The 16,559-nt window shown below is 38.3% G+C and carries 9 protein-coding genes; 7 read left to right on the top strand and 2 right to left on the bottom strand.

What is annotated here, in order from left to right; all coding sequences use genetic code 11:
- The first annotated feature begins 353 nt into the window (after positions 1-353).
- The 4 genes from CWD90_RS04430 to uxaC all read left to right on the top strand — a co-directional run bounded on the left by CWD90_RS04430 (position 354) and on the right by uxaC (position 7,908).
- Complete coding sequence (locus tag CWD90_RS04430) at positions 354-3,389, top strand: PAS domain S-box protein (RefSeq protein ID WP_103474713.1); 3,036 nt, start codon at positions 354-356, stop codon at positions 3,387-3,389.
- Between the two features lie 203 nt (positions 3,390-3,592).
- Positions 3,593-3,988: a response regulator gene (locus tag CWD90_RS04425; protein WP_103474712.1), complete on the top strand. Its 396-nt coding sequence runs from the start codon at positions 3,593-3,595 to the stop codon at positions 3,986-3,988.
- A gap of 209 nt (positions 3,989-4,197) precedes the next feature.
- Positions 4,198-6,438 carry a DUF7133 domain-containing protein gene (locus CWD90_RS04420; protein WP_103474711.1) on the top strand — a complete coding sequence of 747 codons (2,241 nt, stop codon included), beginning with the start codon at positions 4,198-4,200 and terminating at the stop codon, positions 6,436-6,438.
- Between the two features lie 63 nt (positions 6,439-6,501).
- Entirely contained in the window at positions 6,502-7,908 is a 1,407-nt protein-coding gene (gene uxaC / locus CWD90_RS04415) for a glucuronate isomerase (protein WP_103474710.1), read from the top strand.
- A gap of 113 nt (positions 7,909-8,021) precedes the next feature.
- Here the strand turns inward: uxaC and CWD90_RS04410 are convergent, their stop codons facing one another.
- Positions 8,022-8,939 (bottom strand): ThuA domain-containing protein, encoded by a 918-nt coding sequence (locus CWD90_RS04410; RefSeq protein ID WP_103474709.1) that lies wholly within the window; start codon positions 8,937-8,939, stop codon positions 8,022-8,024.
- Positions 8,940-8,948: 9 nt separating this feature from the next.
- Positions 8,949-9,965 (bottom strand): LacI family DNA-binding transcriptional regulator, encoded by a 1,017-nt coding sequence (locus CWD90_RS04405; protein WP_103474708.1) that lies wholly within the window; start codon positions 9,963-9,965, stop codon positions 8,949-8,951.
- A 275-nt stretch (positions 9,966-10,240) separates the two neighbouring features.
- Here CWD90_RS04405 and CWD90_RS04400 point away from each other — a divergent pair, with 275 nt between their 5' ends.
- The 3 genes from CWD90_RS04400 to CWD90_RS04390 are packed head-to-tail and all read left to right on the top strand — an operon-like array spanning position 10,241 to position 16,515.
- Positions 10,241-13,369: a SusC/RagA family TonB-linked outer membrane protein gene (locus CWD90_RS04400; RefSeq protein WP_103474707.1), complete on the top strand. Its 3,129-nt coding sequence runs from the start codon at positions 10,241-10,243 to the stop codon at positions 13,367-13,369.
- Between the two features lie 16 nt (positions 13,370-13,385).
- The gene (locus tag CWD90_RS04395) at positions 13,386-15,236 is read left to right on the top strand and encodes a RagB/SusD family nutrient uptake outer membrane protein (protein WP_103474706.1); all 1,851 of its coding nucleotides are present in this window, start codon (positions 13,386-13,388) and stop codon (positions 15,234-15,236) included.
- Positions 15,237-15,288: 52 nt separating this feature from the next.
- Entirely contained in the window at positions 15,289-16,515 is a 1,227-nt protein-coding gene (locus CWD90_RS04390) for a DUF6807 domain-containing protein (protein ID WP_103474705.1), read from the top strand.
- Positions 16,516-16,559: the final 44 nt, after the last annotated feature.

Below are 16,559 nucleotides of genomic sequence, written 5' to 3'. Positions count from 1 at the left end.
TCAGTTGTGGGCGATATCTTGGGTGATATAAAATATAACACAAAAATATTTGTATATTTTAAAATCGTTCGATTGTTAATAGTTTCTTTGCTTATATTTGACTATACAGTGGTTATTCCAATTAATATTGGGCTTAAAACAATAGTAAAAAATGTTATGACTACATGGTACTCCCCCCTCTACATTTGTGTAGCGCTTTAATGTTGAACGCATAGGCCTGTATAAGGCCGTTTAATATAACCGTCGTTGAAGACCAAATTAATGTATTAATTTTCACGTTATAAATTTAAATAGATTTATAGGGTGTAAAGCAGGTACGGTAAAATGTATATTTTTTAAATAAGGAGGATTTTATGCCAAAAAATAATAGGACTTTATTGCAAACAGAATTTGGCGATCTATTAGATAAAGAAGTTGATTTTTTAAAGTTTACCAACGAAAGTTTTACGGATGGCTTGTGGTGTTGGAATATAAAAAATCCGGAAAAGAGTGGTATTAGTCATAAACTCTCACAATTACTTGGTTATTCTTCAGAGCCAAAGGATGTTATCCAGCTAAATTTTTTGTACTTGATCAACAAGGTGGATTTAGGACGTATTCAGGTCGCCTGCGAAAGGCATATAGACAATAGTACAGAACACCCATTTAATATAGATATAAGACTAACCCATTTTAAGGGCCATACCTTATGGTTCAGCCTTAGGGGTGAAGTTGTGCTCAATGAATCCGGAGAAGCCCAAGCACTTTTTGGTGCAGCCTTCAACATTGAAAAATACAAGGAGGATGAAAGACAGTTAACGGTTTGGAAAGAACATTATAAAAATGTTGTAAAGGGGGCTAATATAGGGATATGGGAAGGTAATCTAAAAATGGAAAATATAGTTTGTAATGAAAGATGGGCAAATATGTTCGGATATACCTTGGCCGAGCTGGAACCATTAACCTACGGCACTTTTTTAAAGCTGGTTCACCCTGAGGATATTGAGGCGATAGATATTTCCTTGGAAAATCATGTTAAAGAAAATGGTATTTACGAAGTAGAATTTAGAATGCAACATAAAAAGGGGCATTGGGTATGGGTCTTGAGCCGTGGAGAAATTACCAAATTCGGTGAAGATGGCCTTCCTGAAATCGTGTCAGGCATTCATTATGATATAAGTAGTCGTAAAACCAATGAAATCTTGTTGGAAAAGTATAAGAATCTTTTTGAACGGTCCAGTGAAGCTGCAAAAATTGGTTATTGGGAAGTTGATCAACAGGAAAGTAATATTTTCTGGAGTAAAGTCAATAAGCAAATACACGAGGTGTCGGAAGATTATACGCCAACATTGGAAGCAGGCTTGGATTTTTATTTGGAAGGTGAAAATCGTGAACGGATAAAGAAGGTTGTCTCGCAATCCCTTCTAAAACCTATGGAGTTTGATGAGCAATTGCAGATAAAAACGCAGAACGGAAATTTGAAATGGGTAAGGGTAATAGGTGCTTCCGAACACAGTGAAAATAAGTGCGTAAGATTGTACGGACTTATTCAGGACATTGATGAAATTAAAAAGGTACAGTTGGAAATCAGGTTTAGGGAGGAGCAATTTAGGCAAACCTTTAATCATTCTTCCATGGGAATGGCTTTGATAGATGGTCAAAATAAATTGATAAAAGCCAACAAAAGATTTTGCCATATATTCGGTTATACCGAGGCTGAGTTGCAGCAGATAGATCTGGAGCGTATTGCATATCCGGATGACTTAATAATAAACCGAACTTTTATAGAAGAATTGTTTCATGGCAAGCATAAATATATAAAGTTAGAGCATAGGTTTATACACAAAGATGGATCTGTTATTTGGGCTAATATATCTATGTCCGCAATACATAATGATCAGGGAGACATTATACATTTTGTGTCCCAAGTACAGGATATAACAAAACGTAAACAGAATGAACTTCTATTGGCTCATAACACAGACATAATGAAGCGCATCAATGAAGCGGCGAAAATTGGTATTTGGGAGTTGGATTTTGTAACCAATACTGTTTATTGGAGCCCTACAATTAAAAAAATGGTTAAAGTGTCTGAAGATTATGTCCCTACCTTAGAAGAAGTATATCCCTTTTTTCAGGAAGGGGAGCACAGGGCAGCCCTAATAGAGGCTATAAAAACAGCCACTGAAAAGGGAGAAGGTTTTGACCTTGAATTACAGGTAGTTACAACTGACCAAACGGTATTTTGGTCCAGAACCATTGGAATTGCGGAAATGTTGGATGGAGTCTGTACAAGGTTATATGGTTTTTTTCAGGATATAGATGAAAAGACAACGGCAACAAAAGAATTGGCAGTCAAGGAAGAAGAGTTTAGGAGGTCTTTTAAACATGCCGCAATAGGCATGCTGGTTATAGATTTGCAGGGAAAACTGACTAAGGCCAATCCTAGATTATGTGAAATATTGGGATATAGTGAGACCGAAGTTCTGGAAAAAACAATATTTGATTTGGCACATCAGGAGGATATGGGTAGACTTGAGGGTATGTTGGCAGAAATTCATAGTGGGGGACAAGGGTCGTTTAAGTTGGAGAAGCGTTGTGTGCATAAAAATGGGGGCTATGTTTGGGTAAATGCCGCTATAGCGGCCGTTAAAAATGACACCGGCAAGGTTACTCATTTAGTGGCTCAGATTCAGGATATTTCGGACAAAAAGCTATTGACGGAAAACCTTACGGAGCACAATAACCGCCTGATCAATTTTGCCCATATCGTTTCGCATAATTTAAGATCACATACCAGCAATATATCTATGTTGTTGGATTTGGCATTTCAAGAGGATCCCAACGTCATTAAAAATGAATACTATCGAAATATTAAGGTCGTTTCGGATAATATGAACGAGACCATTTACCAGCTTAATGAGATTGTGGAAATAAATTCTAAAGTAAGCTCAACTTTAACCTCGCAAAATTTATTGGAAAATGTTCAGAAAGCTTTAAGAACGGTTGATTCCCTAGTTAAGAAAAACAATGCACAAATAGACTTGGAGGTTGATTGCGAAATTAATGTACTCGCCGTGCATGCCTATTTGGAGAGTATTATTCTTAATCTAATTACCAACGCTATAAAATACAAATCTCCAGATCGGCCGGCAGTACTAAAAATTAACAGTGGAAGGGCTGGGGATTATGCTTTTTTAAGTATTGCCGATAACGGACTTGGGATCGATATGGATAGGTATGGAACAAAGCTCTTTGGCATGTACAAAACATTTCATAGTCATCCAGAAGCCCGTGGTATCGGACTTTTTATTAGTAAAAATCAGATCGATGCTATGGGGGGTAGAATTGAAGTAGAAAGTGAAATAAACATAGGCACAAAATTCACTACATATTTTAGGATTATTTGATGTGGATAGGGCCTATTTATAAATGTCGATGTGTTTCCGGTACTATTTTTAGTTTGATGCCGTTAATGTAAAAACAATTTGTAATAAGTGTTCCTTGTCTATAGGGGGATTTTAATTTATTATGTGAGTCTATTAATTCTATATGATAAATAGATTAAATTTTTTCAATTGTACAACTAAAGAACGGAATAATATAAAAGTGAATGAGAATCAATACTACTTGCATCATCGATGATGACCCTATTTTTATTTTTGGCTCTAAAATTCTATTGAGAAATAATAGTTTTGGGGCAAATATTATTGTCTTTCAAAATGGGAAGGAAGCTTTAGATAATATTGTCCAAATGCTAGAATCTGACCAAGGGTTGCCAGAGGTTATATTTTTAGATATTAACATGCCCATAATGGACGGTTGGGAATTCTTGGAAATATTCAGTAAAATTTCGAAGGTACAGCACATAAGGGTGTATATATTAAGTTCCTCAATAGATTCTAGGGATATTGAGAGGGCTAAACAATATGAAATTGTAAGTGATTTTATAGCTAAACCCTTAACTGATAGTAAAATTAGTGCGTTGATCAAAAATATCGAAGGTTAAAACGGCAACTTTGTCGCATCGTATGACGTTATCCACGTCCAGTGGATGTGAACGTTGGTCAAAGGAAAATGTGGTAATAAGCCAATGTAGCTTTCTGTTTATCCATATTTTGCCAAATAAATATTAATCCATTAGTATTTTAATTGCCCCTGCATTATTTTAGTGGTCTTTGCATATTTACAAATACAGAATACAAACTACCTCAGTTGATGAAATCATTATTTTGCTTTTACATTTCACTTTTATTTACCGTTTTATCTTGTAAACCATCCTTTGATGAGCCTCGAATTTCGCTGGAGGATTATAATGTGGAAAAAGGTTTTGAGTTGGAGATGGTGGCTTCCGAACCTCTTTTAACGGCACCGGTCGCCATAGATTTTGATTCTAAGGGCCGTATTTGGGTAGCTGAAATGACTGGGTTTATGGTCAATTTGGAAGGCGATGATGAAGATTTGCCAAGTGGATCTATTAAGATTCTCGAGGACCTTGACAGGGACGGGATCATGGACCATGCCAAGACCTTTTTAGATAGTTTGGTGATGCCAAGGGCTTTGGCCTTGGTATACGGAGGGTTATTATACGCCGAATCACCCAACCTGTGGTTTGTTGAAATTGAGAATGATAAACCTGTGAACCGGGTGTTGGTGGATTCGCTTTATGCTACAGTTGGTAATCCGGAACATCAACCAAATGGCTTAATGATGAATTTGGATAACTGGATATACAATGCCAAATCTAATTTCAGATATCAACTTAAGGATGGGGTGTGGAACAAAGAACCTACCACGCAAAGAGGACAATGGGGTATGACCCATGATAATTTTGGAAGGCTTTTTTACAATAACAATTCCCGTCAATTAATGGGGGATTTTATACTGCCCAATAGGTTGGTTAGGAATAAATATTTTGTTCCTAAAGAAGGAGTAGATGTAACTCTAACAACTGATCAACGTGTTTATCCCCTACACAGTGCATCTGTTAATAGAGGGTATGAGGAAGGGGTTTTAAACAAGGACAGTGTTTTGGTAGATGTTACCGCGGCTTGTGGACCATTGGTATACCGGGGAGGTATGTTTACCAGTGATTATGATCAAAATGTCTTTGTTTGCGTTCCAGAGGCCAATTTGATAAAAAGGAACATTCTTACCTTTTATGGGGATCGGGTTGTAGCCGAGCAGGCGTGGCAAGGAAAGGAGTTTTTGGCGTCTACTGATGAGGGGTTCCGCCCAGTAAATCTGGCCACCGGGCCTGATGGAAATATGTATGTGGTGGATATGCACCGGGGTGTAATTCAACATTATGCGTTTTTAAGTCCCTATTTGAAAAAAATATCGGCTCAGAAAAAATTGGATACCATATTGGATTTTGGAAGGATTTTAAGGGTTCGAAACACATCCATTCCGGCTAGGAAAATTCCCGATTTACAATCTTTTTCTGGAGCCAAGTTGGTTGCATCATTGAAGGATACAAATGGATGGGTCCGAGATCGTGCCCAACAATATTTGATACAGAAAAATAATAAGGAAGTTTTGCCGAAACTTAAAAAAATGGCTTTGGATAATAATTATCCCTTGTCTCAATTGCATGCGCTTTATGCTTTAAAAGGACTTGATGCCCTTTCCTTCGATTTCTTATTTGACCTGGTCCAGGAAAGCGGTCCGGAAATGGCATCACATGCTATTGTCCTGCTGGAGGATTTCGCTTCTGAGATTAATGTGAACAGTGCAAAGGATTTATTTGAAGAGGTCGTGAATAAAAATGACCCTATGTTGGATTTATATCTTTCTTCTACACTGGGTATTTGGGCTAAATATGATCAAGAAGTATTTTTCCCAATGATTTACGATTTGTCGAATAAATACAGCGATAAGAAAATATATCAGGAAGCCATTGTTAGTGGGGCGGAAGATGTTTTACTGGCTCTGGACTCCGAGCTAGGGCAAATTGAAAACCTTAAGGATACGGACCTCGCCAGTCTAACAACTGAAAGCGTGGAACGCAAGGGAAATAACAAACCCAATTATATTTATTCAACTAAGATTGCGAGAGCGGATTCTAGAACCAATGGAGCTATCCTATTTCGTCAAATATGTGCCTCCTGTCATTCCTCCAGTGGTGAGGGAATCCACGGATTAGCACCATCACTGGTGGGGTCTAAGTATATTTCTACTCATTTGGAACAATTGGGGCTGATTATTCTTCACGGCCTAAAAGGGCCTTTGCAGATTAATGGGGAGTTGTATGATAACGGGCATCAAATGCCGGGCCTCAAGTATAATAAGAATCTTTCCGATAAGGACATATCAGATATAATATCCTATGTTACCAATGCATTTTCGGTTAATTCAAAAAGCTTAAAACCCGCAAAAATTAAAGAATTGCGAGATAAGGAGTCAAAGGACGGAATGGAATATACCGAAGAGGAATTGTATGAGCTCATTGGAAAATAATATTAAATAGCATTTAGGACACCAAGTGGGTATATAAGAACTAAAATTAAATCAGGTCAAAAGATGAAGACTTTTATAAATGACGATTTTCTATTACAAAGCGACTTTGCCAAGACGTTATATCACGATTATGCAAAAGGGTTGCCGATAATTGACTATCACAACCACCTACCACCACAGGAAATTAACAATAACCGTGTTTTTGAAAATATAAGTCAGGCTTGGTTGGCGGGAGATCATTATAAATGGCGTGCCATGCGTGCTTTTGGGATAGATGAGCGCTATATAACAGGAAATGCCACGGACAAGGAAAAGTTTCTTAAATGGGCGGAAACAGTGCCTTATACGGTAAGAAATCCGTTATACCATTGGACGCATCTTGAATTACAGCGTTATTTTGGGATTCAAGAGTTGTTGGGGCCCGAGAATGCGGAAGAAATTTATGAGCGAACCTCGGCCATGTTACAGCAAACATCACATCATACCTTAGGATTGTTGCAGCAGCAAAAAGTGGAGTCCTTATGTACCACGGATGAAGCCATAGACTCCTTGCAATTTCATAAAAGTATACTGCAAAAGGGAATTTCGCCTAAAGTATTTCCAACCTTCCGTCCTGATAAAACATTTGCCATAGAACAGGGTGGGGCATACGTTGCCTATTTGGAGAAATTGGGAGAAGCTTCCAATATCAATATTAAATCTTTTAATGATTTGTTGGCCGCTTTGGAAAACCGGATCAGCTATTTCCATGAACAGGGTGGTAGGCTAGCGGATCATGGTCTGGAGCAATTGTACTATTTCAAGGAGGGTACTTACGATGCCGAAAGTCTGTTTAAAAAAGTATTGGACGGTGTATCATTATCTGTTGAAGAGGTAAACTATTTTAAGGCACAGGTTTTATTATTTTTGGGAAGGAGTTATCATAAAAAAGGATGGGTACAACAATTCCATATAGGAGCCATCCGGGACAATAATAAAAGGCTGTTGTCCAAATTGGGTCCAGATACCGGGTTTGATTCCATTGGAGATTTTTCACAGGCCCGTGCATTGAGCGGTTTCTTAAATGAATTGGACGGAACAGATCAATTGCCGAAAACCATAATCTACAATCTTAATCCCTCCGATAATGAAGTTATCGCTACCATGGTAGGTAATTTTAATGATGGTAGCGTAAGGGGAAAAGTGCAGTTTGGCTCTGGTTGGTGGTTTTTGGATCAGAAGGATGGCATGGAAAAACAAATGAATGTGCTTTCCAATATGGGACTTTTAAGTTGTTTTGTAGGAATGTTGACCGATTCCAGGAGCTTTTTGTCTTTTCCTAGGCACGAATATTTTAGAAGGATTTTATGTAATCTAATAGGGAAGGATGTAGTAAATGGGGAGCTTCCTGCAGATGAAAAATTATTGGGCAAGATTGTGGCCGATATTTCTTATTATAACGCCAAAAACTTTTTCGATTTTAATAAATAAGACTATTTAGGAGTGGTCATATAAGACGACTACTTAAGGAATTAAATAAAAAATGCGCATCTTTTTAGGGTGCGCATTTTTTGTGGAATATACATTATTGATTTATGAATGAATCACGGTTTTCCTATAGGGCTATCATCACACTTAAGGTCGCCCACCACGTATTGCATACCATCTAAAAAGAACTGCAGCAATTCCGGATTGTCCATGCTTTGCGCATTGTGGGATGGTGAGCTGTAAAAAACCCTTCCTTTTCCATGCCGTTTTATCCAGGACACGTAGATAGTGTTGTCCGTGACTTCCTTTTTAACACCTTCCAGTTTATCTGCATCAATGTACAATAAAGGTCTAAAATTATAATCGGAATATGCATTGTTAAAGAAATAGGGTTCGTCTACATGTGTAAATCCTTGTCCATTAAATGCTTGTACCAAAGGATGGCCAGGGCTTACTTCTTTTAAGTGCATTTCCTGTTGCTTGGGATGATAGTCAAAGCTACCTCCTACCATCTTACTGAATTCCTTGGAGTTGTTCTGAACCGTGATCGCCCCATGCATGATCATTAGACCTCCGCCTTTGGCCACATAATCCATAAGATTTTTTTCATATTGTGCTGACAATTCTATGATCGATTTGTCATCAAGGTTAGAATTTTTCTTTAAAAGATCCCAAAATAGGTCTCTTTTAGGGCCTGCTGGATTGGAGTTATTTAAGATTATGGCATCATATTGCTTTAGATTTTTTTTATCGAAACTGTCTATGTCGTGGGCAATGGTGACCTCATAGGCACCTGATTTTCTTGCCAAGATTTTCAGCATTTCGTCGTTATGCGGAATGGTCCAATGGTAAAATCCGGTATGCTGTGAAAATACCAGAATCTTTTTGGTATCGGCCTTAACTCTAGGTGCAGAAGGAGCAAGGGATTCTATTTTGGCTAGCCATTGTTTGGTTATTGGAAATTCTTCGAGACCTTGGGCGAAAATTGTTCCAACAAAAAGAAATGTCATTAGGGTGTAAACTGTTTTGTTCATCGTAAGTAATTATTTAAGTGTAGATTCTCTTTTTATTAAGTTATGTCTTAGGGTGATTGCATTGGTTGGTTGTAAATTTATGCCACCATTTAAATGACTAATGACACTTTGACCCGCCAAAACACCCATTTCGTAACCAGGATAATTTATGGTGGTTAAAGTGGGGGTAATTAATTCGGAAATCGGGTCATTGTTAAAACCGACTATTTTTATGTCTTGGGGAATTTTATAATTCTCTTTTTTTAGTGCTTTCATGATATGGGCCGCAAAGTTATCACTGGCAACGAAAAGTCCATCAATTGGATTTTTTATATTCGCAATGTGCCGTGTCACAGATTCCACATCATCGGGATTAAGATCGGTTTCCAAGAAATGGGTTTTGTCAAAATCCAATCGATGCTTCTCTAAAGAATCTTTAAATCCCTGTAACCTCTCCGCGTATACATTACGTTTTAAGTTTCCTCCTATATATAGAAGGTTTTTACAACCCTGAGCTATTAAATGTTCGGTAGCTTCAAAACCGGCCAATCTGTTATCGATTATTATATTAGAACAATTGGGTAAATCTTGCACCCTATCTATAAAGATAAGCGGTATTTTGTTTCTAATGTAATTTGCAAAATGATCAAAGTTGGAAGTGTCATATGCCAATGATACCAATAGGGCATCTACCCCGCTATCGTATAGGGTTTTGGCATTTATTATTTCCTTTTCCATAGACTCTAAGGATTGACTTATAATCAAATTGTAACCGGCCTCATTGGCTATTTTTTCGATTCCGGCCAGAACGGTGGACATAAAAATGGAATTAAGCTTGGGAACAATAACTCCAATAGTATTGGATTTTTGTTGACTGAGGTTTACCGCAAATTTATTGGTTTTATAACCCAGTTCATTGGCTTTGGAAATTACCCTGTCTTTGGTTTTTTGACTTATGGACGGGTGGTCGTTAAGACTCCTACTTACGGTTCCGGCCGAAACACCTAACTTTTTTGCCAAATCGTAAATAGTTATTCTCTTGTCCATATTATAAATTGTTGCGCAAACTCTGCAACAATAATACGAATAATATATAATTATTTAATTCAAATCATGAATTAACCTTAATTAATACATATTTACGCGTATTTATTGGCGAAAATTACAAAAAGTCTATTTTTTTGATGAAAAAATACTGAAATATTAATGCAATCGGTTGCGTAATAAGTTGCAATTATTTAGATTTGTCAGGAATGTGCTCATGATTTGGATTTCAAGTCATGTCTAAAATTCAATAACTAACCAACTTTAAACATTTATGTATGAAAAATTTAATTAAAAAAGTTAGGTGCAGGGCGTTATTACTTCTAACGTTTCTCTGTACATTATTGTCAATGTCCGCTTATGGGCAAGATGGTTTTGCCGTTTCAGGTACTGTTGTGGACGAATTTGGTGTTCCTCTGCCGGGAGCATCAATTATTGAAAAAGGAACAACCAATGGGGTTGTTTCTGATTTTGACGGAAATTTTAGTTTTGAGGTGGCCAGCCAAAATGCCACACTAACTATTGGTTATATTGGTTTTGAAGAGCAGCAAATACCAATAAAGGGTATCGCCCAAATTAATGTTACTATGCAATCTACTGCGTCAACCTTAGATGAGGTTGTTTTAGTTGGTTATGGTGCAGTTAAGAAAAAGGATCTAACGGGGGCTATTTCCCAAGTTGATGCAGCCGCACTTTCTGATCAATCCACCAATTCTGTAACCGACGTGTTGAGAGGGAATGTGGCTGGTCTGAGTATCGGGCTTTCCGCCTCTCCCAAGGGTACTAGTCAAATTCGTATCCGGGGTAATAATAGTCTTACTGCCGGTTCAAGTCCATTAATAGTAGTCGATGGGATGATTTATAATGGGGACCTATCCGATATTGCTCCTTCTGATATCGATAAACTGGATGTAATGAAAGATGCCAGTTCTGCTGCCGTTTACGGGGCTAGGGGGGCAAGTGGTGTTATTTTGGTCACCACAAAAAGAGGAACCAGTGATAAGCCTACCATTAATATCAATACTAGTGTGGGAATGGCTTCTGATGCGTATGAGGAGCGGCCATACGACGCACAAGGTTATGTGAATTGGAGAACTGAAGTATTTAAAAGTATCAATCCACAGAACACTATAGATAATCCGGGAAGATATAATGACCCCAATAACTTGCCATCTGGTGTAACCTTGGATCAATGGTTGGCCTATGATGGATCTGCTGGTGACCCGACTAGGGCATGGTTGAACAGAATAGGGTTTCAGGATGTAGAAATAGAAAATTATTTAGCAGGGAATAGTATCAATTGGTACGATAGGATAATGCAAAAAGGTTTTCGTAACGATATCAATACCAGTATCTCCGGTCGAAACGGTGGATTAAATTATTATTGGTCGATTGGCCGAACCTCTAATGAGGGTATTATTAACGGTGAAAAATTTGAGGCCTTGAGGTCACGATTAAATTTGGATGCTAAGATTACGGATTGGCTGACCATTGGGATGAATACACAATTTGCCAAACGTAACGAAGGTTTTATAGCAGCAGACCGTGGTCAAATTGAAAGATCTTCTCCATGGGGTTCTGAATTCGATGACGAAGGTAACATACGTTTAAGTCCTCAGGACGATAATGGTGCGGGTGCCGTTAATGCATTTTTGGCTCAGAAGTTCAACGATAGAATAGACTTGGATCATACCTTTAATTCTAGGGTTTATGCCAAATTAAAATTGCCATTGGGTTTCTCTTATGAAGTAGGGTATACCAATCGTTTGGAATTTCGAGAATATTACAACCATGCATCTGCAGCAAGCCCACAAAATGTAGTAGGGTCTGCTGAAAGACAGGTGACCAAGATTAATGAATGGCAGTTGGATAACATTTTACGCTGGGACAAGACTATAGATAAGCACTCCTTTAATTTAATGTTTTTAGTTTATGGAGAGAAATATCAAAGCTATTTAACACGTGCTAGGGCCAATACTTTTGAGCCTAGTGATGCCCTTGGTTATAGTGCATTGGAATTGGGTACAGTGCAAACAGTAGACAGCGAGGATGAAACAAGTACGGGTGACGCAGTTATGACTCGATTGAATTATAATTATGACTCGCGCTATCTTTTAACTATGACCATGCGTAGAGATGGTTACTCTGCCTTTGGAACCAACAATAAACGAGCATATTTTCCGTCCATAGCAGGTGCTTGGACCATTTCCAATGAATCTTTTTTTAATTCGGAATTTGTTAATTTCCTTAAACTTAGATTGTCTTATGGGGAAAACGGGAATAGGGATATTGGAAGGTTTACTGCACTATCAAGACTTGGTGCCAACAAATATTTAAACGTGGATGCTGGTGGTAATATTATTACAGTTCCTACATTCGACAATGGAACCCAGGAAAATACGGAGCTGAGATGGGAGCGAACCAAAGCTACCAATTTAGGTTTGGATTTTAGTTTGGCCAACGGAGTGGTTGAAGGTTCTATTGAAGCCTACCAAAATATTACCAACGATCTTATTGTTACCAGAGAGTTGCCTAATATTATCGGTTTCAACAACGTAACTACCAATTTGGGGGAAATAGAGAACAAAGGTTTGGAATTCACCTTGGCCACCCAAAATTATAACAGGGAAAATTTTCAATGGAATACCAGTTTTAATTTCTCTTTGAATCGAAATGAGATTAGGAAATTATATGGAGATCTTGATGAAAATGGAAAGGAATTGGATGACATAACTAATCAACGTTTTATAGGGCAGGCCACTGACGTTATTTGGGGACAGGAAGCAATTGGCATCTGGCAGACTAATGAAGCTACTCAAGCTGCGGAATTCGGTGTTTTTCCTGGTGACTGGAAAATTAATGATGTGGATAATAGTGGAGATTTTACCGTGGACGATAATGTTTTCCAGGGACATAGATCACCACGGTTTAGTTGGGCGATGTCCAATAGATTTTCTTTGTTGAAGAATTTTGATTTCTCCTTTGAGGTATATTCCAATTGGGGTCAAAAAAGAGTATTTAATGAAGCAAAAAATAGAAACGGTTTTATAGATAGGACCAATTCCATTCAAACACCGTTCTGGACTCCGGATAATCCAATTAACGACTATGCAAGATTGTTTTCAAGTGATGGTAGTTCCAATTTTGCCATTTGGAGAGATGCTTCATTTATCCGTTTAAGTAATATTACCATTGCTTATAGATTTCCAAAACCCCTTCTTGAAAAATTGTCTTTACAGAGTCTTAGGTTATATGCCAACGCTAGAAATGTTGCGGTTTATGCACCTCATTGGGACTTTTACGATCCAGAGCCAACCAATATAGACGGAAGAAATTCCAACGGAAGTACTGATCCAAGTTTGCCAACACCTAGGTTTTTCACCTTTGGAATTGATTTAAGTCTTTAATAAAAAAACAATAACAATGAGAAATATTATATACAACTATAGAAAAGCCTTTTTAAGCTTTACCCTAATTGTGGCCTTAGCTTTCACGGGCTGTGAGGAAGAATTCTTGGATGCAGATCCACAATCGTTCTTTACTCCTAGTAATGCCCTGAATACGCCAGAAGGATTAAATAGCCTTTTGTCACAGGCTATGAGGAATTTAAGGGCAGAATTTTATGGAGATGGTGCACCTATGATTACAGAGAATATCTTTTCTGAGGTTTCAGTAGAAGGTACTACGGATAAATCAGGTCCTGCCCAGGATTTAAATCTATTGATTTTACCCGATGCCAACCTGAATAGTGCCAACTTTAACCGAATAGGATGGTTTTGGGAGGAGTTTTATAAAGGCATTAAGTATTCCAACACCGTTATAGGAAGATTGGATGATGCAGAGTTTGAAAGTGACGCGCAAAAAAATGATATTTTGGGACGTGCCTTGTTTCATAGAGCTTATAGGTATTATAGATTGACCCAGCAGTTTGGAGATGTCCCTTTAATATTGGAAGAGATTACCTCAGCACGCTTGGATTTTGTTACTACAGCTAGAGAAACCATCCTTAGAAAAATGCAGGAGGACCTCAATTTAGCGGTTCCTATGGTGAATGTAGTTGCCAATAATGGTAATATAAATAAAGATGCGGTTTTACATCTACTGACAAAAGTTAATCTTGCCCTTGGTGATTTTGATGCAGCGTTAACTTCTTCTACCCAAATAATTACAGGAAGTACTCATACACTGACAACGGATAGGTTTGGGATTGATGCAGGTAACGCAACAAAGGATGTCACTTGGGATTTACACCGGGTAGAAAACAAGAGTATCCCCGGTAACTCAGAGGGAATATTGGTTGTTATAGATAGGTTGGGTTATGAGGATAATGGTGACTATGCTGGTGGTACCAGTATTCAAAGACAAGCAGTTCCACTCTGGTGGCGCTTTATCAATACTCCGGATGGTCAGAATGGTATGTCGGATGCCCCGGGGATAGATATAGATCAAGTTACGTCAATAGGTAGGGGTATTGGTAGAAATAGGGGTACACATTATAGTACCAAGGCCATTTGGAAAGATGCAAATAATGACCAACGTCATAAGTTGGGCAATTGGTATGACATGGAAGATTTAGTCTACAATGCTCCTAGTTTGCAAGATGCTGGAAATACTTATTACGGAAAAAATTTGGAACTTTATTTGCCCAATGGAACTCCACTTTGTTCAGATACTATAAGGAATTGGTATGGCTTTCCACATTATAAATTTTTTGTTCCAGACCCACTTAATGTTAAACCCCAGGGAGGTCATGGAGATTGGTATGTGTATAGAGTTGCTGAAACTTATTTGTTAAGGGCTGAGGCTTACTTCTGGAAAGGGAATTTAGGTGCTGCGGCAGATGATATTAATGTTGTTAGAAGAAGGGCAGAGGCAGATGAAATTACTGCTACCGATGTGGATATTGCTTATATCTTGGATGAGCGTGCAAGGGAATTGTATTATGAGGAAGGAAGGAAAACTGAGTTGACACGTATTGCCTATATTTTTGCTAAGACGGGTAAAGCAGCATACAATGGTAAGACCTATAATTTGGATAACTTTTCTACCGATAATTTTTGGTATGACCGAATAATGGAGGTTACCGACTTTTATAATAAAGGTGTGAAAACAATTCACGGCGATGAATACACCATGAGTCCTTATCATGTGTTATGGCCAATTCCTGCTTCGGCAATTAATGCCAATACGCAGGGGATAATAAATCAAAATGAAGGATATCCAGGGGCTGAAAATAATATTCCACCCTTGACAACTATCCCAGAATCTTTATAGTGAAGTTGAGTTAATTAGTTTTTTGTAAATTCCATCATTCGAATCTGTTTAAATGAAACATATTTTATTTTTTATTCTAGTTGTTATGCTGTTATCATGTAATAACAAGATAAAGTATAGTTTTAAAATAGTGGAGGATGATGGACTTTCACAAGCTTCCCCAATTTCTTTAAAAGTTGATACTTTAGGGTTGGGAGGTCTGGACGACCAAGGTAATTTGGTATTGATGAATAAGGGTAAACAAATTCCTTTTCAAATAGATCATGAGCAAAATACGCTATGGTTTGTTCATACCTCTAAAAGTGACAGTTCCTATGAAATAGCTAAGGCAGAAGCCAAGACCGATAGCAGGGAAGGGATTAAAATGGATAAAAGCAATGGAAACCTTCAATTGTCAAAAGGTTCCATTCCATTGCTAACCTATAGATATGGAATGACCTATCCTCCAGAAGGTGTGGATTCCATCTTTCAAAAATCCGGATACCTCCATCCTATGCTTTCTCCCTCGGGAGATACCCTTAGTCGAATTCAACCTCCAGACCATTACCATCATTATGGCATATGGGGCCCATGGACACATACCCAGATTGAAGGGGAACGGGTCGACTTCTGGAATTTGGTGGAGCGACAAGGGACGGTGCTTTTTAAGGATTTTAAAGACACCTGTTCTGGAGCCGTATATGGAGGTTTCAGTGCCCGTCAAGAACATATTAACCTAAAAGCATCAGAGGAAAATCGCGTTGCCTTGAACGAAGACTTGGATGTTAAGGTGTGGGACCTGGGTCGCCCAGATCGGTATATGATAGATTATACATCCAATTTTAACTCTCCTTTGGATAATGGTATTCTTTTTGAAGCCTATCGCTATGGAGGAGGTTTGGGGATGAGGTTTACCGAGCGCTGGCATAAGGATAATTGTTCTGTGCTTACTTCGGAAGGCAACGATCGCCTCACGGCAGATGGAACCAACGCCCGCTGGTGCATGGTAACTGGGGAATCCTCAGACGGCAAGGGGACCAATGGAGTTTTGTTTTTAAGTTATCCTGAAAATAGGTCCCATCCTGAACCAATGCGTATATGGCCCATTGATGGAAATGGAGGTAGGGGGGATATGTTTTTCGAATTCTGTCCTATACGTCATGAAGAATGGAAAATTGAACCCAATAAAGACTATCGTTTAAAATATAGAATGGTGGTTTTTGATGGCAAACTTACAGCCGAGGAAGCGGAATCGTATTGGAAAAGTTTTGCTGCCCTGCCTAAAATAATTAAAGAGTAATGGATAGAGCGGGGCGATAGCCTAAGCTTTCCACTGAATAGTTA

Origin of the sequence: Arenibacter catalasegens, from assembly GCF_002909235.1 — a bacterium.
GTDB classification, from domain to species: domain Bacteria; phylum Bacteroidota; class Bacteroidia; order Flavobacteriales; family Flavobacteriaceae; genus Arenibacter; species Arenibacter catalasegens.
Note: the sequence above shows the minus strand (reverse complement) of the source record. Positions and strands in the feature narration are given on the sequence as shown.

Coding starts and splice junctions, on each gene's coding strand:
- CWD90_RS04420 (WP_103474711.1), top strand. CDS start 4,198: ATGAAATCATTATTTTGCTTTTACATTTCACTTTTATTTACCGTTTTA.
- CWD90_RS04425 (WP_103474712.1), top strand. CDS start 3,593: ATGAGAATCAATACTACTTGCATCATCGATGATGACCCTATTTTTATT.
- CWD90_RS04405 (WP_103474708.1), bottom strand. CDS start 9,965: ATGGACAAGAGAATAACTATTTACGATTTGGCAAAAAAGTTAGGTGTT.
- uxaC (WP_103474710.1), top strand. CDS start 6,502: ATGAAGACTTTTATAAATGACGATTTTCTATTACAAAGCGACTTTGCC.
- CWD90_RS04390 (WP_103474705.1), top strand. CDS start 15,289: ATGAAACATATTTTATTTTTTATTCTAGTTGTTATGCTGTTATCATGT.
- CWD90_RS04395 (WP_103474706.1), top strand. CDS start 13,386: ATGAGAAATATTATATACAACTATAGAAAAGCCTTTTTAAGCTTTACC.
- CWD90_RS04430 (WP_103474713.1), top strand. CDS start 354: ATGCCAAAAAATAATAGGACTTTATTGCAAACAGAATTTGGCGATCTA.
- CWD90_RS04410 (WP_103474709.1), bottom strand. CDS start 8,939: ATGAACAAAACAGTTTACACCCTAATGACATTTCTTTTTGTTGGAACA.
- CWD90_RS04400 (WP_103474707.1), top strand. CDS start 10,241: ATGAAAAATTTAATTAAAAAAGTTAGGTGCAGGGCGTTATTACTTCTA.